The sequence below is a fragment of the Flavobacterium sp. DG2-3 genome (assembly GCF_030730925.1).
Taxonomy (GTDB): Bacteria; Bacteroidota; Bacteroidia; order Flavobacteriales; family Flavobacteriaceae; genus Flavobacterium.
Map to the genome: position 1 here is coordinate 41452 of NZ_JAVAMB010000025.1, position 25074 is coordinate 66525.

Here is a 25074-nt window from a genome sequence, read left to right on the forward strand (position 1 = left end):
GTTTTTGGAAATCAGTACAATTTCATTTACAAAATGCAAAATAGATGCCTTTTTTGTAAAGGATTGATTATAAAAGCATTGTTCTGTACGTTAATTCTAGAATTATTATATATCGTTAAAAACGGGATTTGATTCTTGAAATATCATAATTTTTGAAATAGCAAGAAATGGTAAATGCTTTATTATAAGCTTTCTATGTTTTGGTTTAATCTTTGTCTGTTTGATAAAAAACGAATTGATTTCAATCTTTAACTTATAATTATGGAAAAAATTTATGACGCAGAGACACACTTTGCCGATTTAGGCGATCGTAAAATTGCGTATCGATCTTATGGTAAAGGAAAAGCAGTAATTTTTGTGAACCGATTTAGAGGAACGCTCGATACTTGGGATCCGCTTTTTATTGCAGAGATGGCAAAAGAGTTCAACGTTATTGTATTTGATTATTCTGGAATTGGCTCTTCTACAGGAAGTCTTGCTCCAGATATTACGATTGTGGCGAAAGATGTAAAAGATCTTGCCGATTTCTTAAAATTAGATTCAGTTATTGTTTTAGGATGGTCGTATGGCGGACTGGTAGCGCAGACGGCTACTTTATTGTATCCAAATCTGGTGACACATGCTGTTTTAGTGGGAACAAATCCGCCAGGGCAAAACGAGATTCCGATTGAGCAGGTATTTTTTGATGCGGCGCTAAAACCATTAAATGATTTTGAAGATGAAATTGTTCTGTTTTTCGAACCAAAATCAGAAGCCAGCAAAGCAGCCGCAAAAGCTTCACACGATAGAATTCATAAGAAAATCGAGGTAGAAAAAATTCCTTCTACGATGGATGTTTTTCAATTGTATTTTGGCGGAGGAGATACTTTTAGAGATGATCCTTTAAACTTTAGAGAGCAGCTTAAAAAGACCAAAACGCCTATTTTAATTATTTCTGGAGATCACGATATCAGTTTTGCGGTAGACAATTGGTATCCGATTATCAATCAGATGACAAATGCGCAGATGATTGTATATTCGGCAACAGGACACGGACCTCAGCATCAATATCCAGAACTTACAGCACAATATATCATTAATTTTGTGAATTACGTATAATTGCAGTTCAATCAGCAGAACTCATTTATATGCTAAAAGGAATAGTGTCAGCAGCTATTCCTTTTTTTTGAAAATTATCGAAAGATTATTTTGAGCTTGTATTTTATAAAATGATATTTCGCTAAAAAATAGCTTTTAGCGAAATATAACCGAGAAAAATAACCAAATTTAGATTTCGATCGTCGTGTTTATTTTAGGCAGAAATAATTCGATTGAAGCATTTTGAAACGAATCTAAAGCTTTCTGATGATCCATTACGATAAAACCAAAAGTATCATAATGAACGCCTAAAACTTTATTTACACTGACCAATTTAGAGGCTTCAATAGCTTCTTCGATTCCCATGGTAAGTCCGTCGCCAATAGGAAAAACAGCAAAGTCTAATTTTGTAAATTTTGGAATAAGCTGCATGTCTAACGTTAGTGCCGTATCGCCGCTGTAATAGAAATTTCCATCAGCGGTTGACAGTACAAATCCGCAGGCAATACCACCATAAGAACCATCCATAAAACTGCTCGGATGTTGGGCTACGACACATTTTACGGTTCCGAAATCAAAAGTAAATTTTCCACCGGGATTGATTGGATGCGCATTTTCGATTCCGTTTTTCAATAGCCAATTATAGATTTCAAAATTCCCAAGCACTTTGGCTCCAGTATTTTTTGCAATTCGTTCTACATCCAAAATATGGTCGTAATGTGCATGAGAAATAAAGATATAATCTGCTTTTATAGCATCAACATCAACTTCTTTGGCTAATTCGTTGGGTGTAATAAAAGGGTCAAAAAGAATATGTTTCCCGCCTGCAAAAACAGAAAAACAAGAATGTCCGTAGTACGTAATTTTCATGATAAATAGTTTTAAATCAGTTAATAATTAAAATATTTTTTCCAAGAAATGTGCCATTTAGGAAAAGCAATTTTTTCAAAAAAATAAAAAAAAACAGCTCATGCTCTCAGAAATGATAAGGTTGTATAAAGTTACTCTTTTGCTGATTAATTGATTGTGTAACTGTTTTATTTTTAAAAACTTAGTTTCATATTGTAATGTGAAACATCAAATAAATGAACAGACTGATAATTTTCAGAGCAAAGAGGTAATTTTAGTTGAAATAGTAATAATCCTAAAATTACAAATCATGAAAAAAAATGTTCTAGCAGTACTTTTAACAGGCTTGGCAGTATTAACATTTGTCGATATTGAAGCCCAAACCAAAAAGAAGCCTAATATTATAATGGTAATCTCAGACGATACTGGTTGGGGAGATTTAGGAGTTTATGGAGGAGGAGTTGGTCGTGGTATGCCTACACCAAACCTAGATAAAATGGCAAAAGAAGGAATGCAGTTTTGGTCGTTTTACGGACAGCCCAGCTGTACGCCTGGAAGGGCAGCAATGCTAACGGGCCGTATTCCGAACCGTAGCGGTATGACAACAGTTGCTTTTCAGGGACAGGGTGGCGGTTTGCCAAAAGAAGAATGGACATTGGCTTCGGTGCTTAAAAAAGCCAATTATAAAACGTATTTTTCAGGAAAATGGCATTTAGGAGAAGCCGATTACGCAATGCCAATTAACCATGGTTTTGATAAAATGCAAAACGTAGTGCTTTATCACTTAAATGCTTATACGTATGCCTTTGAGTCTTGGAACCCGGAGATGTCTACACAAATGCTAGATCTTTTCAAAAAAATTACAACAGGTGTGCTTGAAGGTGAAGCAGGCGGAAAAGCGCGTGAGGTATCTAAAGTTACAGAAGAGAATATTGCAGAGCTGGATATGATGATGGTAGAGAACAATTTAAAGCAGCTTGATGAATATGCAAAAAGCAAAGATCCGTTTTTTATGTGCATCAATTTTGCTAAAAATCACCAGCCTAACCTTCCTTCAAAAGAATTTGCAGGCAAGTCTCCAGGAAAAAGCAAATATTCTGATGCTGTTGTAGAAATGGACCACAATGTAGGCCGAATTATGGATAAAATTCGTTCTTTGGGAATTGCCGAAAATACGATAGTTATTTATACCGTAGATAATGGTGCTTGGCAAGATGTACATCCAGATTCTGGATATACTCCTTTTAGAGGAAGTAAAGGAACAGATAGAGAAGGAGGTAGCCGTGTGCCAGCTATTGCTTGGTGGCCAGGACAAATTGAAGCGGGAAGCCAAAGCCACGATATTGTAGGCGGATTGGATCTTATGGCAACATTTGCTAGTCTGGCTGGCGTAGAGCTTCCGAAAAAAGACAGAGCAGGTGTAGATATGGTATTTGACAGCTATGATATGTCTAATGTATTGTTTAAAAAAGGAAAACCTTTGCGTGACAGATGGTTTTATTTTACAGAATCTGAATTATCTCCTGGTGCCGTGCGTATCGGAAAATTTAAAGCAGTCTTTAATACCCGAGGAGATAATGGTGCTATTGCAGGAAGTGATATGCCGGGACAACAGTTGGGATGGAGAGGTGATGAAACCTATATTGCTACTATACCAGCAATCTATAATCTTTGGCAGGATCCGCAAGAACGCTATGATTTGTTTATGAACAGCTGGACAGAGAAAACTTGGACTGCTGTAATTTTTAATCAGGCTATTGATGATATTATGAAGACTTATGCCCAAATACCACCAAGACCACTTCAAAGTGCCACATTTAGTGGAGAAATGACAATAGACCGTTTTAGAACTATGGAGCAGGTGAAAAAAATGATGAATGAAAAGAAAACAACTCTCCCTAAGTTGAGTGTAGATTAAATAGTAAAAGACAAAGCCGGACAGTTATGTTCGGCTTTTTTCTATATGCAACGATCAAAAATTTTACGCTTTTTTAGTTTCGAATTTTTTAATTGTTGTATATACAAATAATATGGTGAAATATAGAATTACTCAATTTTGATGCGTATCTTTGAGAGAATAAAAAAATAAGCCATTTATGAAAAAAATAGGATTTTTATCATTTGGGCATTGGAATAGTAATCCAGCATATCAGACTCGTACAGCGGCAGATACTTTATTGCAATCTATAGATTTAGCAGTAGCTGCAGAAGAAATCGGGATCGATGGCGCTTATTTCCGCGTGCATCATTTTGCACAGCAATTAGCATCACCTTTTCCGCTGCTTTCGGCAATTGGTGCTAAAACGAGCAAAATTGAGATCGGAACGGGCGTGATCGATATGCGGTATGAAAATCCATTGTACATGGTAGAAGATGCAGGATCTGCCGATTTGATATCGGGAGGACGCTTGCAATTGGGAATAAGCAGAGGATCGCCAGAACAAGTTATTGACGGCTGGAGTTATTTTGGCTATGAACCAGAAAAAGGCGAAACCGATGCTGATATGGGCCGTAAAAAAGCCTTAGAATTTTTGGATAAACTGAGCGGAGAAGGATTTGCAGAACCCAATCCCTACCCGATGTTTCCGAATCCGCCTGGATTGTTGCGTGTTGAACCGCATTCTGAAGGATTAAGAGAACGAATCTGGTGGGGAGCTGCGTCTAATGCAACCGCTATTTGGGCTGCTGAAAACGGAATGCATCTTCAGAGTTCTACGCTAAAATATGACGAAAACGGAAAACCTTTTCACGTTCAGCAAGCCGAGCAGATTAGATTGTATAAAGAAGCTTGGAAAAAAGCAGGACACGATCGTGAAGCAAGAGTTTCGGTAAGCCGTTCTATTTTTGCCATAGTAAACGAACAAGACCGATATTACTTTGGAGGACAAGGAAAAGCTGCTGATAGTTTTGGTTATATCGAACAAGATAAAAGAGCCATTTTCGGTAAAAGCTACGCCGCCGAACCCGATAAACTAATTGCAGAATTAGCTCAAGACGAAGCGATTCAGGAAGCAGATACAGTATTGCTTACGATTCCGAATACTTTGGGTGTCGATTACAATGTGCATGTATTGTCTTCTATTGTAGAACATGTTGCTCCTGCGTTAGGTTGGAGATAAGATTTTTAGATACAAAAAGCCCTCTTTTTTAAGAGGGCTTTTGCTTTAAATTTTACAAAACCGTATTGGTGAATTTAATTTTATTCAAATCAATAGTATCAGACTCTTGTGTTTTTATTTCGGAGTATGATATTTCTATTTCATTTTCAGATATAAATTCTATTTTCTTGTTACATCCTGAAACACAAGATTCTATGCAAATTGGAAAGTACAATTTTTTATTCTTATCAAAGCCAATGATATTATTTCGAAAATAGGAAACAATCTTAAAATCAGTATTTTCAATCATTTCATCATTAGTATAATTTCCATTAAAATGAAATAGATCTTCGTTATAATAGGTGCTTTTTATAACAGACGGATATAAGTGTTTATCATTATCTAAATACCATTTTTGTTCAAAATTTTTGTAATAGTTGATATCTTTCTCTTTTTCAGAGGGATTATAAACCAGTTTGCTTTTATTTGCAAATTCATATAATTCTGTTTGGACTGCAATGTTAGATTGTAAAATTTCATTTTTCAAAAATTCCCCATCAATAGCTTGGCCAGATCTTACAGTAGCTTCTCCGCTATATTTCAATGTATAGAAATTTAGAGTATTAATGTTTAGCATAATAAAATCTAAATGAAAGACAGGATCTCCATTACCCATTGGAGATTCTTGTACTTCAAATAGAAAATAATCCTCGCTTCTAATCTTTTTTCTTAAGATGTGTTTTGGATCTACATTTACGTAGTAATAGTCACTTATAAGCAATGTATCACTTTTAATAAATTGTAGTTTATTTTTGTTTTTTTTATACTTTGAAGCTATAAGTATGTTCTTGTCGCCAACAAGAAAAAAATTATTATCGTCACTTACTTCACTGGCAGTTATTTTTATTACTTCGGTATTGTCTTGATTTTCAAAAGAAAACAAGACTGCCGATTTTTCTTTTTTAAGAGAGTCTTTTTTAGTTTCTGAGCCCAAATTTTCTTTGACTATTTTCTGAGTAGAAATCTTTTCATCATTCTTGCAAGAAGAAAGCATGATTAAGAATAAAAAAAAATACAATTAGGAGATTTTTAATTGCTTTCAATTAATTTTTTGTTTTTTTTGGTTATCAATACGAAGATATATTATTTTACCATTGTATTATAAAGTAAAATTACGTTAATTTAAACTATACTTAGTACTTGATAATCACCATCGAAATGAAATTATAGTGTAGTTTTATACTGTTTTTAGTAATTAAAATATTAGAAATTCAAAACTATGTGCAAATCAGGAAAAGAAATTAAATTGTGTACCTGTTTTCCAGCTACGATGAACAAGATTGTGCATCATAAAAAATTCGAAAATCTCGAAATAAAGCACGCAATGAGTTTACATGGACACTACACAAATGCTTAGGATGGAGTAAAGAAACGATGGATGGAATGGGATATCTGCCAGACGAAACACTATCCGAAGATTTGACCAATGAAATAATGCTTATTCAACTTAATAGCAGAGATTGTTTTGATTTTGATTATCAGCCCCAAGAAGATGATAATCTTAATGTTTACACGCCAGAAAATGGCAATAGAAAACATTTGTCTTTTATTTTTAAAAATGGTGAATGGACAGCCGATTGGCACCTTCCTTTTAAGTATGAGATGAAAAAAATAAATTACGGAAAAGTTAGCTTTGAAGACAAAACAGAAAAAGAATAAAAATGATAAAAAAAATACTTCTTATAGTAATTATGTTGGGATTAGTAGGCTGTAAAAAAGAAAACGAGAAAAAGCGTCCTGAGAAAACAATAAATCGTGTTGACACTCCAAAGACTGTAGTTCAGAAGCCTATTAAAGAAGAAAAAATTATCTTTAATAATGATAATAAAATTTATAAAATCATGGATGTTGATACGAAACCAGAATTCATAGGCGGAGAATTCAAGTTTCATGCTTTTATAAAAAAGAATTATGTGCGAACGGAACGAATTGTTAAAAATGAAGCCTCTGGAGGTATTTTTCCAAGATTTATAATAGAAAAAGACGGTTCCTTATCTGATATAGAAGTTATGCGCGATTTTGGTTACGGGTCGGGTGAAGAATTAGTAAGAGTTCTGAAATTATGTCCAGCTTGGAAACCAGCTATAAAAAATGGACAGCCAGTAAGATGTTTGTACAGTTTCCCATATTATGTTCTACTAAACGACAATTAATAAAAAGGATAAATTACAGAAAAGTAACTTCTGAAGACAAAATTGAAAGAGAAACACAAGAAAAATATCAATTTCTATTCGCATCATTCGCCTGTCTAATTCCTTTTGGATCTATTAGATTAAATCGATACACAAAACTCAAGCGATATCTTGCCGCATTTGGGATGCTGTTATCTCTAATGACATAATCGGTTCCTGTTGTAACACTTTTGTTCTGACGGAGATTAAAAGCATTCGTAACATCAAAAACAATTGTCGCTCTATCTTTCAGTAAAAGTTTGCTCAATCCGAAATCAATAGATTGTAAAGCATTGTTGGTGGTTTGCGCATTGCGTTTTTCGCCACGGAAATTATATCTTCCCTGAAAACTAAATTTGGACGGAAGTTTGATCTGCGTGCTTAAACGAGCGGTAAAGTTTTCACTGCTGAAATCTAGATTTTCCTGCATATAATTTCCTTTCTGTTTAAAATGAAAATAATTCATTTCGGCATTAATCTGAAGCCATTTTACTGGATTGTATAAAGTCGATAATTCAATTCCGCTTCGTATTTCATAATCGATGTTTATTGGAGTTGTTAAAAAGATATCATCTTGGCGATACGTATAATCCTGAATGTAATTTTTTTCATATTGATAATAAACAGAAGGATTTAAGGTGAATGTTTTCCAAGTTTTTAGAAACGCCATTTCAAAAGCATCGGTATAAGAAGGATTTAAATCGGGATTTCCTATGTATTGCGCATTCAAATCGGTGACTTCGTTAAAAGGATATAAGGCATATAAAGAAGGACGTCTAATGCGTTTACTGTAGTTTAATTGTAAAGTCGATTCGTCAAACTCATAACTCAGATTAACCGTAGGAAACAGTTTATTGTATTTTTTTTGATCATTATAAGCGTTTTCTGCGTCTTTAATTGAAATATTGGTGAACTCGGTTCTCAAGCCAAGCATATAGCTGAATTTATTGATTTTACTGCTGAATTGTGTATAAGCGCCCGTTATGGTTTCATCATAGTTTAAATCGTTATCAATATCTCGATACACTACCCAATTATTATCCTGCTGTTCTTCTGCTAAATAGTCACTAGAAACCGTTCGAATTTCTGTTTTTATTCCAAATTCCAAAACAGAAATACTGTCGATAGGCTGTATAAAGTCGGTTTGAGCTAGAAAATCTCGGCTGTTTCCTATCGAACTTGTTCTAATGCTCGGATAAAGCATTTCATTAGGAAGCAAACGCTTTGTAGAAAGATCCCATTTTTTGTCGCTGTTCCACCAGTCGTATTGCACATCAATGGTCCATTTTTTTGTTTTCTGTTTAAAAGTTCGCGTATAATTAAATTCAAACTGGCTATAATCGCGCTTTTCTTGTGATTTTCCATTTCGCACCAAGAGACTATCTGGCGTTGTACTTTCTGTATCGCTATCATAATTGTATCGCAAATTGGTTTTATCGTTGTCACGAGTTGCATTCTTTAAAAAAGCAGCGGTAATCGTCTGATATTCATTAATAAAATAATCAGCACCCAAATAAAGCAATTTCCCATCATCATGGCGGTCTTCATTTTGCACACGATTCATGTAATTTGGCGCGGTCGTACTATTCGTTACCTGATTGGTAGTGTACAAACCTTCATAATCGCTTGAGCGAATGCTGAAATTAGAGAAAATATTGATTTTGTTTGATTTGTAATTAATGCTCGGATTGAGACGGCTATCGTTTGGAGAACCTGCAACTAATCGTACCTGACCGCTAAAACCGCTTTTTTTGTTCTTTTTCAAGATGATATTAATAATACCCGCAGAACCCGCAGCATCATATCTCGAAGACGGATTGGTAATAACTTCAATCCTTTCAATCTGATCGGCTGCAACCTGGTCAAACGCATTGTTTTGAGTAAGTCCAGACTGTCTTCCGTTAATTAATACCAATACATTGCTGTTGCCTCTAAGACTTATGGCTCCAGCTGGACTCACTTGCACTGAAGGAACACCATTTAAAACATCATGAGCAGAGCCGTTTTGAGAAAGCACATCTTTGCCAACTTCAAAAACTTTTTTGTCGAGTTTTAAACTAATGTTTGCTTTTTGACTATTTATTTCTACCGCTTTTAATTGTACCGCATCGGTGCTTAAATTAATTGTGCCGAGTTGTATTTTGGGTTTTCCTGATAGAATTAAGGACTGGATATGATTTTGATATCCCGCATAGCTGAAAGAAATGGTTGCAGAATCGGTTAGAATTCCTTCCAAATGAAACAAACCCTGAATATCGGTAACGCCGGCTGTTATGGTTTTAGAAGCGCTGTCTTGTATCGTTACGGTTACATAAGACAATGCTTCTTTTGTGGTACTATCTTGAACTTTGCCAGAAATAGTAATTTGCTGTCCTATTCCGAAAAACGGAATAAGGAAAGCTAAAGTGTTGATTAGTAGTTTTTTCATGCTGATTGATTTTTGATTGATTTTGTTATGCAAGATTAGCCCATAAAACAAAGTACAGCGATCAAAAACATGCAAACGGCTCTGAGAACTTCTCAAATGCATTTCTCCATTCGATATTTATTTTATCTTTATCTCATGTATAAATCTTACTTTTTTATCATTTTATTGCTGCTAATGCTTACTTCATGTAACCATTACAAAGAGTATATTACAACAGATGTAACCTATACTGTTGATTCCGATCATGAGCAGATTGAATGGGGCAATCCGTACAGTTCCAGTTTTAAATTCCAAACCGAAATAGAGATACAGAAGCGAAAAAATACTTCTGAAGCATTAGGACTTCAGGTTAATTCTTTTGGTGCTTTTGATGTGTATTGGGACGGTATTCTCATTGGAAATAATGGTAAAATGGCAAAAGCGGGCCGTGCTGAAATACCTGGAACAGAAATGACGTACTATCAAATACCAGAAAGATTAGCCAATCTAGGAAAACATACGGTTACCTTAGTTGGTACACAAACCGATCTTAGAGAAGTACAACGAGGGAACGATGTAAAACTAAAGAGCTATCTCCAGCTTCATCGTTCGCCGCTTATTGTAATATCTTTTATGAATCTTATGGCAGGCGCTTTCCTGATTGCAGCTATATATTATTTCTTTGTATATATCAATAGCAGTAGAAAAGAATTAGCAGTTTTGCTTTTTGGAATTATCTGTCTGCTTTTTTTCTTCTTGTTAATTATCGAATATATAAAGTACTATTTGTATATTCCTTACACTGAATATTATACTCGTTTGAAAATTATCGGCTGGCTGACTTTTGCCATTTCAATGCTCGTGCCGTGGTATTTTATGCTGCAGTTTGAGTTTAAAAAAAAGAAACTGGTTTTATTGCTTCTCTTTTTGGCTCTTGTGGCGGTTTATATTGGTTTTTATGGACATTATGATATTTCGGCAGCGTATTTTACCATTACAGCCCGTTTGTTTTCTCTTTTAATCGCTATCGATGCCGTAATTAGAAAAGTAAAAGGCGGACTTATTGTTGCTACGGGTTTATTGGCAGGAGTAGCGGTTAATTATTTTATGTTTTATGATTTCGGATTGTTTATTGCTTTTACCATTTTGGTGCTTTGCATGCTTTATCTGCATACGATACGTGCGAAAGCAATGGAGGAAGCGCATAATGCATCATTGCTGTTTTCTTCAAGATTGCAGTTAGAACTTGTTAAGAAAAATATTCAGCCGCATTTTCTTCGCAATACGTTGACTTCATTAATCGACTGGATTGAAGAATCGCCCAAAGAAGGCGTAGTTTTTATTCGCGCTTTAGCCGAAGAATTTGATATTATGAATGATATTGCTGAAGATACGCTTATCCCAATTCGACAAGAAATTGACTTGTGCCGACGACATTTGGAAGTAATGTCTTTTAGAAAAGAGATTTGTTATGAATGGCAGGAAGAAGGGATTGAAGAAACTGAAATGATTCCGCCAGCAATTTTTCATACTATTATAGAAAACGGAATCACGCACAGTCTTCCTCCAGAACAAGGCTGTATTGTATTCTGCTTAAAATTCGTTAGAGAAAAACAATTCAAGCAATATACTTTACTGACATTTGCTCAAAACAGGCAAACCAAAAAGAATAAGCGAATCGGAACTGGATTTAAATATATAGAAGCGAGATTAACAGAAAGCTACGGCACCAATTGGTCTTTTGATTCTCATGCTGTAGAAAAAGGGTGGGAAACTGTTATTAAAATTTTAAACTAAAATGAAAATACTCATAATTGAAGACGAAGCCCGTATTGCGAAGAGAGTGGAGCGAATGACTCGGGATTTCTTTGACAAGGATGTACAAATTGTACTTGCTGATTCGCTAGAAAATGGTCTTTTAGCTATAGAAAAGCATTCCATTGATCTGCTGCTTTTGGATTTGAATCTCAACGGAGAAGATGGTTTTGAAATTCTGCAGACTTTTGTGGCAGGTGCGTTTCAAACCATTATCATTTCGGCTTATACCGATAAAGCGATTACCGCCTTTAATTATGGTGTTTTGGATTTTGTGCCAAAACCTTTCGATCAAAATAGATTGGCGCAAGCCTTTACGCGTTATACGGCACAAGGAAAACAATCGGGTGGTGATGTGCGTTTTTTGGCGGTAAGAAAAGCAAAGACCTTCAGGCTCGTGCCAGTCAATGAAATTTTATACATAAAAGGAGCAGGAATTTATACCGAACTGCATTTAGTAAACAACAAAATAGAATTACACGATAAATCACTCGAAGCCTTAGAAAAACTGCTTCCTGAAGCATTTGAAAGAATACATAAATCGTATATTCTTTGCTGGGAACAAGCCGACAAAATTGTCGTAGAAGCAGGAGGAAAGTACAGTATGCAGCTCAAAAACGGAGCTTTACTGCCTATTGGCCGTTCTAAGTATAAAGAAATTAAAAATAAATTGATTTAATACTCGCGAATCAATGCAAATAATGCTGTCCTATAGTATTCAAAACAATATTCATGACTTGTTTAGTAATTAAAAAAATAAGTGCCATGCTTATCACTCGAATAATTAAACTAGACTTTTTGAAATTGAAGACAGAAAAATATTGATAGTAGAAAATAATAAGATATACAAAGGTAAGCACAGTCAAGAAATTGTTTACTACAAGAAGAAAATCTCGGTTATCAGTAAAAATCATAATGACAGGCAAAATAAGGCTGATCGTTAAGATTCCGCACTGCAGGTACAGATTGAGCACTAAATTCTCGGTATAGTTTTGTTTGCTTTTTTTGAAGAGTAAAAAACTGCCAAGCGCTATAATCGGAATATGTAAAAATACGGTAAACTTTGAATAGTCTTTTAATATTTTAAAAAGCCCAGAAAGCTCTGTTTGATCATATATAGATGAGGTATCGATTTTGGTCCATTTTTTTAGAAAATAACCTATGGTCAGTAAAAGAATGATGGTGGCAAAATAATTAAAATGCTTGGTTCTTTTTCCTTGAATATATTCTCTAATGCTGTTTCCAGGTCTAGTAAACAGCTCTTTTATGGTATAGAAAAAACCTTTGTCGAAGTGAAATATTCCGTGAATGAAATCGTGTTGAATAACGTGAGATAAAGAAAATCTATGTGTGGATGCTGATTGGCTGCAATTGCTGCAAAATTTACCTGCGATTTCTTCATTACAATTTAAACAGTTACTTGTCATTGGTCAGTTTTAATTATTGGTCAATTTTATGTTAATTCTTCTGTTTTATCCTTTCAATAGTGGCATTTTGTAAAACAGATTCGCGAATGTACTTAAATTTTTGTATTTATTATTTAATAAATTTCCGCTTAAAGCGAAAAAATAAATGAATTGCAAAAAATAGAATTGTCTAATAAAACACCAATATCCATTTAGTTTAAAACTAAAACAACTTCGATGCTTTTATTAAAACATCGAAGTTGTAAGGGTTTGTTTTTTCGGCTCAAATTGGTTTAAAAAATTATATTATGCTATAGCGCATCCCAAGAGGCACTTGGGTAGTAGATAGAGCTTGTAACTGGAGCTTTCCAATACTCTTGGCTTCCGCCACGGAAAGTGTGAAGACTCACCGCATTCACATTTCGCTTAGCATCGTTGGTCACCCAGCGAATTTTCTGATTCAATATCTCCGTTCCATTTACATAATATTTCACATATCCGTCGGTATTCGATCCTGTGTTTAATTTCACAGAAATCTGGCAGTTGTAAGTTACACCTTCTTGGATGTAGTATTTTTTGCCAAAGTCATTTCCATATTGTCCAGGCTGATCTCTGTAATATACATACGGCTGAAGATAAGCTCCGCTTCCTTTAGCAGAGTTAGATCCATTTGGGCAATACCACATAAATCTGGCGCTTCCTCCGTTTCCATCCCATGCTGCATCGCCACCTGTATTTTGGTCACCAATTAAGATTCCGTATCCGCATTTACCGCCACGGCTCCAGTAGAATCCGTTGTTGAATTTCATTTGAAACCAAACTGTATATACGCCGGTAGACCAAACTCCATACGATGTGCACAAACCACCAGGACATGATAATGTATTGGTTTGCAGAGTGATCGTTCTTGCTCCAGCCGAACCTTTGGCTGTGGTACTTCCTTCCAATGCAGCATTGGCAGAAATGCTATCTTTGCTAGCAGCTTGCGGTATTTCTTTTTTAGCAGTTTGAGGCACTTCTAAATCTTGTTCCTTTTCGCAGGAATTAAACACTAATGCTATGGTAAATAGCAAACTAGTTAATTTTAAGATTCTTTTCATCTTTTAAATTTTAAGGTTAGTAACAATTAATAGTTAGTAAATAGTAGTAGTAAGTATTTGATACCGAAAGGTGTAAAGTTGATTATTATTAATTTATAAGAGGAGCAATTAAGTACGATTTTACGTATACAATAATCCTGAGAAATAAATAATTTGTACAAAATGACTTGTTTTTAAGCTAATGGTTTCATTTCTAGAAAAATGGAAGTTTTTTCTCAATTTTAGAATAGAGCTTTTTTGGTGCAAATACCAATGAAATCAGGTATTGTTTTCCGCATTTGACATCAGTAAATTTGTCTCAACCAAAAAGTATCAATAATGAGAAACATTACTATTAAAAGTTCTTTATTAAAGAGATCAGCATTTTTAGAAGTTGCAACATCAAGTGTAGTTAAACAGATTTTCTATATAATCATGCTGCTTCCATTTGCTGCAGTTAGTCAAAAAGCAATTGAGCCAGGCAGTAAGGATATAAATACTAAATATATCAAAACTGGAAAATCATTATATACGGTTTATTATGTAAAAGATACCAGTTGGGTAAAACAAGGATCATTAACATATGATATTGCATTAGCCAATAATCAGCTAAGTTTAACCAATCTTTATACTCCAAAAGACAACAGTAGAACTACTTCCCACATTTCTGTGGCAGATGCTCAAACACTGAAAGCGATTAGTTACAACGGTGACCGAAAGGAAACAAAATTAAATCTGGATTTTGTCGGTACGATTACAGGAAATTATTATTCGAAGAAAACCAAAAAGGATAAAAAATTGACATTAAATGTAAAAGAACCTTATTTTGACTTCAACTGGAGCGACCATCTAATCGTAACATTGCCATTAGATGTTGGCTATAAGGGCCGTTTTCCACAATTCTACTATAGCGATGAGTCCAAAGTGTATGTAGAATATTATACGATTAAAGAAGTTAAAAGTTTTGTTTATTATTCTCCGAAAACAGGAAAGCACGATTCTTGGCTCGTAACTGTTTTAGAAGAAGCTTCAGGAGGTATTTATAATTATATCATAGACAAAAAAGACCATCGTCTTTGGCGTCGCGAAATGTCTATGGGAAAAAACATGTGGGAAGTTACAGTTAATGAAGAGCTGGATTATCAGCCTATCAAGAATCAATTTGATAAAGAACTTTCTATTCAGCAAATTTCAAAAGGAAATAGTGTGATTATAGGAACAGCCTACGCGCGAGCAGACTCGGGTAAAAGATTAGGCGGTTTGGTGAATACGGCTAAGAAACAATATGCGCCAAGAGGAACTGAGATTACGCTTTTTCCAAGTTCTGCTTATTATGAAGAATGGGTAGAAGTCAACAAGAAAATTCGCAAACAGAACAAAATGCCAGAAGTTCCCTTGAATAGTGATTTTGGCTATGGTGTAAAAAAAGCAAAAGTGTATGATGATCAAGGACATTTTGAATTTGCAGATCTGATGCCAGGAACCTATGTTGTAATGGCCAGCTTTGATTTTTCTAATTCTTATAATTATTCTTATGTTAGCGGTTACACCAATTATTATAACTATTACGGATATGCAGGTTCAACGACCAATTATGGTTCGGCAAGGCAATACTATACTGATAAAGCCAGTATTGAGAAACGCGTAACGATTGATAAGGATGGAGAGAAAAAGGAAATCAACTTAAAAGAAATGTAAGATATCGATATCTAAAAGGCTTATTCTTTCCTTTATTGTAATGCAGATTCCAGTTTCGTATTATTTCTCTAAAAAACGAACAATACTTTCTGGAATCTGTTCAAATTCTTTAATCGTATACGGTTTGATCAAACAAGCTTTAACACCAAGAAAGTCACACTTTTGCTGGTAAATCGGATTTAGGCCAGTAGAGTAGACAAAACAAGGAATATCTTTAAGACTGTTTATTTCTGAAATCTGCTGAAGGGCTTCAATGCCATTCATGATAGGCATGTTTATATCTGTCAGAATAACATCGGGTATTAAATTGGAAGGATTGTTCAAATAGCTAAGGAGTTCTTCGCCATTTGAAACTAATATGATTTGATTAAAATTAGGATTTCTTTCGAATACATCTAAGATTACCTCTGTATCATCCATGTCGTCTTCTGCAATGATGATGTTGAATTGAGTTTTTTTTGTCATAAAATAGGCGGAAAGTTAAGGTCAAAAGTTGTACCTTGGTTTGGTAGGCTTTCTACGGTTATAGATCCGGAATGGTTTTCCATTATTTTTTTGCAAATGGCAAGTCCAATTCCATTTCCGGAGTATTCATTTTTGGCATGTAGTCGCTGGAAAATGGTAAAGATTTTTGTCAGATGACTTTTTTCCATACCGATTCCGTTATCGCTGATCTTGATTTTTACTGACGGAATACTGTCTGCCGATTCAACAGCAGCATTATCAGCTTCTATTTTTATTACAGGCGAAAGATCTTTTCGGCTGTATTTTATCGCGTTTGAGATAAGATTTGAAAACAGCTGTCTTATTTGCCCTTTAGAAGCATATAATTCAGGCAGTTTGCCAATTTCTATCACCGCTTTTTTATCATTTATTAATACCTCATAATCGGCAATCACTTCAGCAATGACTTCGCTAATATCCACTTTTGCAAATTCTTCCTTCATGGTGTGAGAAGAATAACTAACCAGATCATCTACAAGCGAATTTAATCTCGACGCAGAACTCTTCATTGTGGTAACAGCTTTTGCATCGGTTTCCTGCAGATAATTTCCGTTAATTCGGTCACTGTACATTAAAATTTTGCGCAGAGGCTCTTTAAGATCGTGTGAGATTACATGAATAAATTCTTCCAGATTCTTGTTGATAATATTGAGCTCGTGAACTTTATTTTGAAGAATCTTCTGGTGATTGATCAGCGCGTTTTCATGTTTTTTCTTTTCCGTAAGATCAATTACAATGATTCCAATTCCATGAGAAGGCCCTAAATCTGTTAAAATAATCTGCGCTGGAAATGTACCTGATGAAGATTTAAGTAACGTCTCATGTGTATTTACCCCGTAATTTAATGCATTTAATATTCTATTAAAATTGTCGGGCTGGTCTAAAAAATCTGAAAAATATTTTCCTGTAATTTTTTCATAAGATGATTCGGCAAGTAAGGCAAAATGCTCATTGCAAAATAGTATAAGCCCATCTCGTGCGATACTAAGCGCACCTTGGCTGAATTTCTCGATAAGAAGCCTAAAGGTATAATCGGCGGTTTGCAGCGAATAGAGTTCGCTTGAGCCGTCGTTATTTAAAACCAAGGCATCAATATCTCCATTGCGTATAGCACTAATAATGGCATTAGATTCCTGCAGCTCCTCTCGAAGCGCTGCAATCTCTGCAGATAAAGATTCTATATTTCTTTTTTTATCTTCCATTAAGTTAATTAGGGTTTAATATATTTAATACCTTTTCACTATCAGATAAATCCCCGATTATTATTCTTTTTGGAAGTGGCTCGTGTTTAATCAGCGTTGGAATAGCCACGATCTGATGCAGAACGGCCTGTTCTTTTTCGCGATTTATATCTATTATTTCCAGATCGTAATTACCTTTTAAATGTTCGTCACAGATTCTTCGCAAATTCTCTATTGCATGTCCTGAATTAACAGACATACCAGAGACAAAAAGAGTTAATTTATGTCTCGACGTATTTGTATCATCAGGCTCATTTTCCATTTTTTAAACTGTTAAAGGCTTAATATTCAGCCCTACAAGAACTCTTTCTTTATTAGAAAGATCTCCAATAATTTTACGTATAGGCTCTGGAAATTTACGGACAAGAGTAGGCACAGCCAATATCTGATCTCCTTCTGCCAACTGTGGATTTTTGAGAAGATCAATGATTTCGATGCTGTATTTGCCTGCTAAATGTTCTTCAGCATATTTTTTTATGTTTTCCAATGCCTTGATAGACTTTGGTGTTTGGCCTGCTATATAGAGCAGTAACTGCCATTCTGCAACTTCATTTTCCATTTATTCTTTCTTTTTTGCAGAGATATTTTTATTTAGCTCTTCTGTGGCTTTAAGAATGCTTAATTCTTCTTCTGCTGATTCAAATTCATTTTTAAGAGCTTCTATATTGGCTTCAAGAACTTTGCGTTTGCGCTCAATCTCTCTGTCTTTTCTGCTGATTTCGTTCTGCAGTTTTATATCAGATAAGGTTTGCTTAAACTTATATGATTTTCTCGCTGCGCCGGTAAGTATTCCCTGCGGACCCATTTCTACATCAAGCAATTCGATGCCATTATCGGTAATAACAAATTCACGAACCTGATTAGAATGGCCCATACCGCGTGCTTTTATAATAAAAATTCCCCTGTTGCGTTCTCCAATTCCTTCCATATCGCGCACTGTTATCCACGTATCTACAAGAGAAGAAACCGATTCTTCTGCAAGATCGGGACGCATATTGTCGGTCTGTTTATTTAACGAAGTAAACAGCGCCGTAATATTGTTTACTTTAAGCATATCAATGAGCCTTACTAGCATAGAGCGTACTTCATGATCGCTTCCCACAGAAATTAAATTACTAATTGGGTCAATAACTATTGTAGTAGGTTTGAACTCTTTGATTAATTTTCTGAGTGTCAGCAAATGCAATTCCAGTCCGTTTAGTGAAGGTCTGGAAGAATGTATCTGAAGCGTGCCGTTGTCTATATACTGCTGTAGGTCAACGCCTATAGATTTCATATTGCGAACCAATTGCTGAGGTGATTCTTCAAAAGCAAAATAAATCGTCTTTTCGTTGTTTTTGCACTGTTCTGTAGCAAAATAACAGGCGATAGTTGTTTTTGCTGTTCCCGCAGTTCCTGAGACCAAAATATTGCTGCCGCGATAAAATCCGCCCTGATAAAACATTTCATTAAGACCGGTGAATCCCGTTGAGACAATTTCTGAAGAAACTTCATTGTCTAATTTTAAAGAGGTAATAGGCAGAACAGAAATTCCGTCCTCATCAATTAGAAACGGGTACTCGTTGGTTCCGTGCGTTGATCCTCTGTATTTAACGATGCGAAGTCTTCTGGTAGAAATCTGTTCGATAACGCGATGGTCTAAAACAATTACACAGTCTGAAACGTATTCTTCCAGTCCTTGCCGTGTTAGAGTCGCTTCTCCGCGTTCCCCAGTAATTATAGCCGTAACGCCTTTCTGTTTAAGCCAATGAAATAGTCTTCGCAATTCTGCTCTTAATACAGCCTGATTATCCAGTCCTGAAAATAAAGTTTCGATGGTGTCTAAAACTACACGCGTTGCTTTTATGGAGTCAATGGCATGCCCGAGACGTATAAAAAGTCCGTCAAGATCATATTCTCCCGCTTCTTCGATTTCAGATCTTTCGACTCTTACATGATCTACTACCAGCATTTTATCTGCTTTCAGTTTTTCAAGATCAAATCCGAGAGATTTTACATTTAAAGTAAGGTCATCTGAAGGTTCTTCAAACGACATGAAAACACCAGGTTCGTTATATTCGGTTATTCCTTTTATCAGGAATTGCATAGAAAGGAGTGTTTTTCCGCAGCCTGCGCCGCCGCAAATTAAAGTTGGACGTCCTTTAGGGAATCCGCCATCAGTAATTTCGTCTAAACCGTCCACTCCAGTTGGAGTTTTAGGAAAAATAAAAGTATGTGGTATAGTCTGTTTCTGCACGATATTCAAAATTCTATTCTATCAAATATACATTTTTCCCGTGAGATATCTTATTAATTTTCGTAACATTTAACAGATGTTTATAGCACTTAATTCATTCTTGCTGTTCGATAAATAGTTGAAGATTTTAATAATTCAGTTCAAGATTTAAAGGTCAAAAATGGTTTCAAATTATAATCTGCAACCAAATTTACCATTTAAATAAGGTTAGCATTTTTCTAAAAAACTAATTTTAATACTATAAAAACGTAAGATTATGAAAAAACTATTTTTTATTATAAGTGCAGCACTTTTAACATTCACAGCCTGTAAAAAAGAAACTTCAAAAGACAGTACAAATACTGCAAATGCTTCAATCTCTACAGATTCGATAACAGCTATTGCAAAACGGGCGTGGATATATGGTTATCCGATGTTTTATAACTATAAAGCCATATATGCGAATGCAATTGATAAAGAATCAAAAACCTATAGCGGTTTTAATACATTCAAAAGTTCGACAGCGAGTGCCACTCCAAAAGATACTTTAGTTGTTACAATAAATAATGATACTCCGTATTCAATGGCGGCTCTTAATGTTTCAGATGAGCCGTTAGTGCTTCAGATTCCTAAAATTGAAGGAAATCGCTATTTTGTAATGCAGTTCGTTGATCTTTATACTTTCAATTATGAATATTTGGGCTCGCGTGTATCTGGAAATAATGGCGGGAAATATCTTATTGCCGGGCCTGACTGGAAAGGAGAAACACCTGCAGGAATTGATAAAGTACTACGCTCAGAAACAAACTTAATATTTCTGATTGGGCGTACAGAACTGGATAGCCCAAGTGATATTCCGAATCTTAAAAAAATTCAGGATCAGTATAAATTAACTTCATTGCATGAGTTTACAAAACAAGCGGCTCCAGCTGCTAAAAAGTATAATATGCCTCTTCCGGTTTGGAAAGAATCTGATTACAGTTCTCCTGAATTTATCAATGTATTAAATGCTTTATTGCAGTATACTAAAGAAGATGATAGCGAAAAAGAACTCAGAGCACAGTTTGCTAAAATAGGAATTGTTCCTGGAGTGCCTTTTGACAGTTCTAAATTAGATGCGGAAACGATCAAAGCAATTGAAAAAGGAATTGCAGAGGGAAAACAAGAGCTTGAATCTGTTATAAGTAAAACTACTGATGCAGGAGATTTATTTGGCACAAGAGCCTCTCTTAAAAATAATTATGTAAACCGCGCAGCCGCAGCCGCAATGGGACTTTACGGAAATACTAAAGAAGAGGCGGTTTATGTAGGGACTGCAGTAGATAAAGATAAAAATGCACTAAACGGAAACAATAATTATGTGCTTCGATTTTCAAAAAACCAAGTTCCAAAAGCAAAATATTTTTGGAGTATAACACTATACAATCTGCCGAAACGCTTTTTGGTTCCTAACCCGATTAATCGTTATTCGATAGGGCAGAAAACAAAAGGTTTGAAATACGAACCTAATGGAGATTTAGTTCTTTATTTATACTCGGCATCGCCAGGAAAAGACAAGGAAAGCAATTGGCTTCCGACTCCTAAAAATCAAGATTTCAATTTCGTTATGAGAATTTATGGACCTGAACAAGATGCAATAAATGGCACATGGAAATTGCCTTTGCCAGAGAAAGTGAAATAAGCGTAATCGCTGTAATTAAAAGAAAAAAACTTTGAAATAAATAGTAAAAAATGCTGTCTCTACTTTGAGGCAGCATTTTTTGTCTTTCATTTTCGCTATAAATAGGTAAAATTAATGTTTAATTTTCCTAATTTTTCTCGGCTCAGACTCGTTTGAGGGCATTTAAAACCTCTTTATTGTTAATTCACGGTTATTAATTGTTAAAATGCGGAAAAAGTTGTGGATTTTTAAACTATTCTAGTTAAATTTGTTGAAGACACTTTATTGATAAGTAAAAAATCACTCTAATGTGTCAAAGATTTTAATAATATCATAAGCCCCAAGATTATGAAAAAAATTACTTTACTGGTATGCTTGTTGCTTACAGCAGCTGGCGTAAATGCTCAACAAGAAAAAGGAATCATCGGTTATAGCAACTGGCTAGACAACTGGACTGAATTTAAACCTCAAAAGTCCGATTCTAAAGATGCCAATCAAATTTTAGCTGGAAATATTACAGAGAATACAAAACTGCTGAAAAGGAATGTATACATTCTTCAAGGAAATGTTTATGTAACAAATAACGCTGTTCTTACTATCGAACCTGGAACTGTAATCATTGGAGATGCTAGTACAAAAGGTACATTGGTTATCACCAAAGGAGCACAGATCATGGCACAAGGGCAAGAAACAGATCCTATTGTATTTACCTCAAACAGCAGTATGAGAAAAGCAGGGGACTGGGGAGGTCTGGTAATCTTAGGAGATGCACCGATTAATAAATTTGGAAGTGCAGGATCTTACAATATGGATCTTGAGCCTTCTCTAACTGTATACGGAGGAAACAATCAGGCTAGTAGTTCTGGTGTTTTAAAATATGTGCGAATTGAATTTGCTGGTAAAAAAGTAAAAGGCGCAGATACTTTTAATGCGTTAACTATTGCTGGAGTAGGAAACAAAACCGTTATAGAAAATATTATGGTGAGCTATTCAGGAGGTGACTCTTTTGCCTTTTATGGCGGAGATGTAAATGCTTCTCAATTGGTTTCATACAAATCAATTAATGACGATTTTAAATTTACACAAGGTGCTCAGTGCCGTTTATTTAATTCTCTTGCAGTAAGATCTTCTTATCTTTCAAGTAATAAGGATGGTTCTAGATGTTTAGAGGTTAAAGCTTTCGAAAAGAAAAACGAAACAGACTTTACTAAAAAAGCTACTTTTGTTTCTGCTTCTAATATTACAATGCTTAACGACAGCGAAAACATTAAAGCAGATATTCAGTCTGGTTTAGTAAAAGAAGCGGTTTATGTGGCTGAAAATGCTTCTCTTGAATTAAAAAGAAGTGTTGTTTCAGGATTTAACCCTGCGGTTTTATTAGACAGCAAAACTGAAATCAACGGTGACAATTTGAAGAAAATTAAATTTGAAGAGATGTTCTTTAATCAGTGCAGCGGTAACATCTTTAAAGAAGGTATGACTGACAATGCAGATTTAGAGAACTGGTATGGTAACAGTATTTTCTCAAATGTGTATTCACACACAGATAATAAAGAAACATTTGTTGATGCTTACAACCCAAAAAGACCAGATTTCAGATTACAGTTAGGAAAAATTACTGCGTCTAGCGGCAAATAAAAATATAAAAGATACTCTCTTTATAAAACCACTCTTGAATTAGAGTGGTTTTTTTATTTTTGAAATAAAATTAATTATATGAATACTATATTTTCTGAAAATAGCCAAATAGGTGTAGTGTCTACTTTTTCAGAACTTGTGCAGACGAGTTTCAAAGGAGAAATGAATGCTCTGTGCTGGTATAGAAATTTGGATGGAGATTTTAATGAAATTGTAGCCAAGTTATCTTTAAAAGAAAATATAACAGAAGTTAATCCAGAAGATTTAAACAAACTTGAGCTTTCAGAGAAAGGAAATATAGCGAGAGAAATAATTTTAAACGATTTGCAATTATTAGCAGATTTTGGAGCTTCTCCATCTCTTAATTTGCTAAAATGTTACGAGCGCGATGATGAATTTGATTTCATCTCTACTGATGTGTATTCGTTTCATGTCGATCGTTCGCCCATAGCAACCGATACTTTTTTATGCACCTATCACGGAGCCGCAAGTGATATTGTTTCTAACTCGCAGGCAGAACAGAAAATTTTAATTCCAGAAATCAGAGAAAAACTGAAAGAACTGCATGATGGACCAGAGGAAGAGTTTGAAGATTTTTTGAAGGAGAATTATTTTGATTTGCATTATCAGCTACATGCGAATGCTGAACCAATTAATTTAGGTAAAATACATCTTTGGCGTTTGGCTGTAGATCATCCGAAACAGCAAGTACAGCCATGTATTCATAGAGCGCCAATAGAAAATGAAGGCGAATATAGGCTGTTGCTGATTTGTTAGAAAGGAGCTAATGAATAAGCTATGACCTGTTTTCTTTTGTTAGATTCAAAACAAAAAAAGGCTGTAAAGCAAAATGTTGCGATGCAGAATTAATAGCTTAAGAATATCCAACCCGCTCTTCGGTCGCCACTTTCAGTAGAAATAATGTAATAATAAGTGCCGCTCGGAAGTTTATTGCCTCCGTCCCATTGGCCATGCCATTGATTTACATATTCCCCTTTAAACTGATATAATTCTCGACCCCATCGATTAAAGATATTGACATTGTTTACATCAAAATTGGTGAGATCAAAATTGTCGTTTATTCCATCATCATTTGGAGAAATGGCGTTTTGGATGCCACACAGAGGATTTGTTATTTCAAATGTTTCTTCAACTTGACAAGATCCGCTGCTAACGATAACTTTAAATGGTAAAGAAAGTATCGATTTATCATTAATTTGTAGTGCATAATCTGTAAAATTAAGAGTAGGACTATTGTTGCCTATTAAATCTCCCTTATCGTTCATCCAAGAGTAGGTATAATCGGAAGAAGAAATAGAAGGATCCGTTATTATTTCTATTATATAATTATTGTCTATGCAATCTTGCGCTATAGTATATTTCAATGAATTAACCGTAACGGTCAGAGTTGTGGCTTTGGCGCACTGGCCAGCATCAGGCGTAAAAGTATAGGTTCCGTTTTGGGTATTGTCAATCGCAGCGGGATTCCAAGTTCCTGTAACTCCGTTGGGAGAAGCGGAAGCCAAAACTGGAGCCGTTTCGCCACTGCATAAAGATAAAGCGGTGTCAAAATCTGGCGTTACATTCGGATTGACCGTCACGGCCAGTGTTGCAGAAATGGCGCACTGGCCAGCATCTGGCGTAAAAGTATAGGTTCCGTTTTGGGTATTGTCAATCACGGCTGGATTCCAAGTTCCTGTAATTCCATTGGGCGAAGCGGAAGCTAAAACTGGAGCCGTTTCGCCACTGCATAAAGATAAAGCAGTGTCAAAATCAGGCGTCACATTCGGGTTGACCGTCACATTCAGAGTTGCAGAAGTGGCACACTGTCCTGCATCAGACGTAAAAGTATAGGTTCCGTTTTGGGTATTGTCAATCGCAGCGGGATTCCAAGTTCCGCTAATTCCGTTGGGAGAAGCGGAAGCTAAAACTGGAGCTGATGCGCCATTGCATATAGATAAAGCAGTGTCAAAATCAGGCGTCACATTCGGATTGACCGTCACATTCAGGGTTGCCGAAGTTGCGCACTGTCCGGCATCAGGCGTAAAAGTATAAGTTCCGTTTTGGGTATTGTCAATAACAGCGGGATTCCACGTTCCTGTAATTCCGTTGGGAGAAGCGGAAGCTAAAACTGGTGCCGTCGCGCCATTGCATAA

Annotated in this window: 22 protein-coding genes; 11 read left to right on the forward strand and 11 right to left on the reverse strand. The window is 35.4% G+C overall.

Going from position 1 to position 25074, the window contains the following annotated elements; genetic code table 11:
• Nucleotides 1-261: 261 nt before the first annotated feature.
• Nucleotides 262-1098 (forward strand): alpha/beta fold hydrolase, encoded by an 837-nt coding sequence (locus Q9Q97_RS21740; protein ID WP_306160974.1) that lies wholly within the window; start codon nucleotides 262-264, stop codon nucleotides 1096-1098.
• A 168-nt stretch (nucleotides 1099-1266) separates the two neighbouring features.
• Here Q9Q97_RS21740 and Q9Q97_RS21745 read toward each other — a convergent pair whose 3' ends face one another.
• Nucleotides 1267-1947: a metal-dependent hydrolase gene (locus Q9Q97_RS21745; protein WP_306160976.1), complete on the reverse strand. Its 681-nt coding sequence runs from the start codon at nucleotides 1945-1947 to the stop codon at nucleotides 1267-1269.
• Between the two features lie 289 nt (nucleotides 1948-2236).
• Between Q9Q97_RS21745 and Q9Q97_RS21750 the strand changes: the two genes are divergently transcribed.
• Nucleotides 2237-3844 carry an arylsulfatase gene (locus Q9Q97_RS21750; RefSeq protein WP_306160977.1) on the forward strand — a complete coding sequence of 536 codons (1608 nt, stop codon included), beginning with the start codon at nucleotides 2237-2239 and terminating at the stop codon, nucleotides 3842-3844.
• 178 nt (nucleotides 3845-4022) lie between these two features.
• Nucleotides 4023-5045 carry an LLM class flavin-dependent oxidoreductase gene (locus Q9Q97_RS21755; protein ID WP_306160979.1) on the forward strand — a complete coding sequence of 341 codons (1023 nt, stop codon included), beginning with the start codon at nucleotides 4023-4025 and terminating at the stop codon, nucleotides 5043-5045.
• A gap of 52 nt (nucleotides 5046-5097) precedes the next feature.
• On the opposite strand, the gene Q9Q97_RS21760 is transcribed toward Q9Q97_RS21755, so the two are convergent.
• Complete coding sequence (locus tag Q9Q97_RS21760; RefSeq protein ID WP_306160981.1) at nucleotides 5098-6078, reverse strand: hypothetical protein; 981 nt, start codon at nucleotides 6076-6078, stop codon at nucleotides 5098-5100.
• A gap of 380 nt (nucleotides 6079-6458) precedes the next feature.
• On the opposite strand from Q9Q97_RS21760, the gene Q9Q97_RS21765 reads away from it, so the two are divergent.
• On the forward strand, nucleotides 6459-6743 hold the full coding sequence (locus Q9Q97_RS21765; protein WP_306160983.1) for a hypothetical protein: 285 nt from the start codon (nucleotides 6459-6461) through the stop codon (nucleotides 6741-6743).
• A gap of 2 nt (nucleotides 6744-6745) precedes the next feature.
• The gene (locus tag Q9Q97_RS21770) at nucleotides 6746-7237 is read left to right on the forward strand and encodes an energy transducer TonB (protein WP_306160985.1); all 492 of its coding nucleotides are present in this window, start codon (nucleotides 6746-6748) and stop codon (nucleotides 7235-7237) included.
• 67 nt (nucleotides 7238-7304) lie between these two features.
• Here the strand turns inward: Q9Q97_RS21770 and Q9Q97_RS21775 are convergent, their stop codons facing one another.
• Entirely contained in the window at nucleotides 7305-9683 is a 2379-nt protein-coding gene (locus tag Q9Q97_RS21775) for an outer membrane beta-barrel family protein (protein WP_306160987.1), read from the reverse strand.
• A 135-nt stretch (nucleotides 9684-9818) separates the two neighbouring features.
• On the opposite strand from Q9Q97_RS21775, the gene Q9Q97_RS21780 reads away from it, so the two are divergent.
• Nucleotides 9819-11459: a histidine kinase gene (locus tag Q9Q97_RS21780; protein WP_306160989.1), complete on the forward strand. Its 1641-nt coding sequence runs from the start codon at nucleotides 9819-9821 to the stop codon at nucleotides 11457-11459.
• A gap of 1 nt (nucleotide 11460) precedes the next feature.
• The gene (locus tag Q9Q97_RS21785; protein WP_306160991.1) at nucleotides 11461-12156 is read left to right on the forward strand and encodes a LytTR family DNA-binding domain-containing protein; all 696 of its coding nucleotides are present in this window, start codon (nucleotides 11461-11463) and stop codon (nucleotides 12154-12156) included.
• A 10-nt stretch (nucleotides 12157-12166) separates the two neighbouring features.
• Here Q9Q97_RS21785 and Q9Q97_RS21790 read toward each other — a convergent pair whose 3' ends face one another.
• Both Q9Q97_RS21790 and Q9Q97_RS21795 read right to left on the reverse strand, forming a co-directional pair.
• Nucleotides 12167-12904: a DUF3667 domain-containing protein gene (locus Q9Q97_RS21790; protein ID WP_306160993.1), complete on the reverse strand. Its 738-nt coding sequence runs from the start codon at nucleotides 12902-12904 to the stop codon at nucleotides 12167-12169.
• Between the two features lie 290 nt (nucleotides 12905-13194).
• Nucleotides 13195-13983 (reverse strand): polysaccharide lyase, encoded by a 789-nt coding sequence (locus tag Q9Q97_RS21795; RefSeq protein ID WP_306160994.1) that lies wholly within the window; start codon nucleotides 13981-13983, stop codon nucleotides 13195-13197.
• Nucleotides 13984-14301: 318 nt separating this feature from the next.
• Between Q9Q97_RS21795 and Q9Q97_RS21800 the strand changes: the two genes are divergently transcribed.
• Nucleotides 14302-15660 (forward strand): hypothetical protein, encoded by a 1359-nt coding sequence (locus tag Q9Q97_RS21800; protein ID WP_306160996.1) that lies wholly within the window; start codon nucleotides 14302-14304, stop codon nucleotides 15658-15660.
• Between the two features lie 60 nt (nucleotides 15661-15720).
• On the opposite strand, the gene Q9Q97_RS21805 is transcribed toward Q9Q97_RS21800, so the two are convergent.
• Genes Q9Q97_RS21805 through kaiC form a run of 5 tightly spaced genes read right to left on the reverse strand, consistent with a single transcriptional unit; the run spans nucleotide 15721 to nucleotide 19641 of the window.
• Nucleotides 15721-16125, reverse strand: a complete 405-nt coding sequence (locus tag Q9Q97_RS21805; RefSeq protein WP_306160998.1) for a response regulator — start codon at nucleotides 16123-16125, stop codon at nucleotides 15721-15723.
• Complete coding sequence (locus Q9Q97_RS21810; RefSeq protein ID WP_306161001.1) at nucleotides 16122-17366, reverse strand: ATP-binding protein; 1245 nt, start codon at nucleotides 17364-17366, stop codon at nucleotides 16122-16124. The genes Q9Q97_RS21805 and Q9Q97_RS21810 overlap by 4 nt, the downstream gene beginning before the upstream one ends.
• Nucleotides 17367-17370: 4 nt before the next feature.
• Nucleotides 17371-17667, reverse strand: coding sequence for a circadian clock KaiB family protein (locus Q9Q97_RS21815; RefSeq protein WP_306161004.1), 297 nt, complete (start codon nucleotides 17665-17667; stop codon nucleotides 17371-17373).
• 3 nt (nucleotides 17668-17670) lie between these two features.
• Complete coding sequence (locus Q9Q97_RS21820; protein WP_306161006.1) at nucleotides 17671-17964, reverse strand: circadian clock KaiB family protein; 294 nt, start codon at nucleotides 17962-17964, stop codon at nucleotides 17671-17673.
• Complete coding sequence (gene kaiC, locus Q9Q97_RS21825) at nucleotides 17965-19641, reverse strand: circadian clock protein KaiC (RefSeq protein ID WP_306161008.1); 1677 nt, start codon at nucleotides 19639-19641, stop codon at nucleotides 17965-17967.
• Between the two features lie 256 nt (nucleotides 19642-19897).
• On the opposite strand from kaiC, the gene Q9Q97_RS21830 reads away from it, so the two are divergent.
• The 3 genes from Q9Q97_RS21830 (at nucleotide 19898) to Q9Q97_RS21840 (ending at nucleotide 23695) form a co-directional block, all read left to right on the forward strand.
• Nucleotides 19898-21301: a DUF1254 domain-containing protein gene (locus Q9Q97_RS21830; protein ID WP_306161010.1), complete on the forward strand. Its 1404-nt coding sequence runs from the start codon at nucleotides 19898-19900 to the stop codon at nucleotides 21299-21301.
• A gap of 327 nt (nucleotides 21302-21628) precedes the next feature.
• On the forward strand, nucleotides 21629-22918 hold the full coding sequence (locus Q9Q97_RS21835; RefSeq protein WP_306161012.1) for a hypothetical protein: 1290 nt from the start codon (nucleotides 21629-21631) through the stop codon (nucleotides 22916-22918).
• A gap of 78 nt (nucleotides 22919-22996) precedes the next feature.
• Nucleotides 22997-23695, forward strand: coding sequence for a DUF1826 domain-containing protein (locus Q9Q97_RS21840; RefSeq protein ID WP_306161014.1), 699 nt, complete (start codon nucleotides 22997-22999; stop codon nucleotides 23693-23695).
• Between the two features lie 89 nt (nucleotides 23696-23784).
• On the opposite strand, the gene Q9Q97_RS21845 is transcribed toward Q9Q97_RS21840, so the two are convergent.
• The coding region (locus Q9Q97_RS21845; RefSeq protein WP_306161016.1) for a gliding motility-associated C-terminal domain-containing protein at nucleotides 23785-25074 on the reverse strand (1290 nt) is incomplete at its 5' end.

Coding starts and splice junctions, on each gene's coding strand:
- Q9Q97_RS21815 (WP_306161004.1), bottom strand. CDS start 17,667: ATGGAAAATGAGCCTGATGATACAAATACGTCGAGACATAAATTAACT.
- Q9Q97_RS21750 (WP_306160977.1), top strand. CDS start 2,237: ATGAAAAAAAATGTTCTAGCAGTACTTTTAACAGGCTTGGCAGTATTA.
- Q9Q97_RS21790 (WP_306160993.1), bottom strand. CDS start 12,904: ATGACAAGTAACTGTTTAAATTGTAATGAAGAAATCGCAGGTAAATTT.
- Q9Q97_RS21770 (WP_306160985.1), top strand. CDS start 6,746: ATGATAAAAAAAATACTTCTTATAGTAATTATGTTGGGATTAGTAGGC.
- Q9Q97_RS21780 (WP_306160989.1), top strand. CDS start 9,819: ATGTATAAATCTTACTTTTTTATCATTTTATTGCTGCTAATGCTTACT.
- Q9Q97_RS21805 (WP_306160998.1), bottom strand. CDS start 16,125: ATGACAAAAAAAACTCAATTCAACATCATCATTGCAGAAGACGACATG.
- Q9Q97_RS21835 (WP_306161012.1), top strand. CDS start 21,629: ATGAAAAAAATTACTTTACTGGTATGCTTGTTGCTTACAGCAGCTGGC.
- Q9Q97_RS21775 (WP_306160987.1), bottom strand. CDS start 9,683: ATGAAAAAACTACTAATCAACACTTTAGCTTTCCTTATTCCGTTTTTC.
- Q9Q97_RS21760 (WP_306160981.1), bottom strand. CDS start 6,078: ATGCTTTCTTCTTGCAAGAATGATGAAAAGATTTCTACTCAGAAAATA.
- Q9Q97_RS21800 (WP_306160996.1), top strand. CDS start 14,302: ATGAGAAACATTACTATTAAAAGTTCTTTATTAAAGAGATCAGCATTT.
- Q9Q97_RS21785 (WP_306160991.1), top strand. CDS start 11,461: ATGAAAATACTCATAATTGAAGACGAAGCCCGTATTGCGAAGAGAGTG.
- Q9Q97_RS21745 (WP_306160976.1), bottom strand. CDS start 1,947: ATGAAAATTACGTACTACGGACATTCTTGTTTTTCTGTTTTTGCAGGC.
- Q9Q97_RS21755 (WP_306160979.1), top strand. CDS start 4,023: ATGAAAAAAATAGGATTTTTATCATTTGGGCATTGGAATAGTAATCCA.
- Q9Q97_RS21810 (WP_306161001.1), bottom strand. CDS start 17,366: ATGGAAGATAAAAAAAGAAATATAGAATCTTTATCTGCAGAGATTGCA.
- Q9Q97_RS21740 (WP_306160974.1), top strand. CDS start 262: ATGGAAAAAATTTATGACGCAGAGACACACTTTGCCGATTTAGGCGAT.
- Q9Q97_RS21820 (WP_306161006.1), bottom strand. CDS start 17,964: ATGGAAAATGAAGTTGCAGAATGGCAGTTACTGCTCTATATAGCAGGC.
- Q9Q97_RS21830 (WP_306161010.1), top strand. CDS start 19,898: ATGAAAAAACTATTTTTTATTATAAGTGCAGCACTTTTAACATTCACA.
- Q9Q97_RS21795 (WP_306160994.1), bottom strand. CDS start 13,983: ATGAAAAGAATCTTAAAATTAACTAGTTTGCTATTTACCATAGCATTA.
- Q9Q97_RS21840 (WP_306161014.1), top strand. CDS start 22,997: ATGAATACTATATTTTCTGAAAATAGCCAAATAGGTGTAGTGTCTACT.
- Q9Q97_RS21765 (WP_306160983.1), top strand. CDS start 6,459: ATGGATGGAATGGGATATCTGCCAGACGAAACACTATCCGAAGATTTG.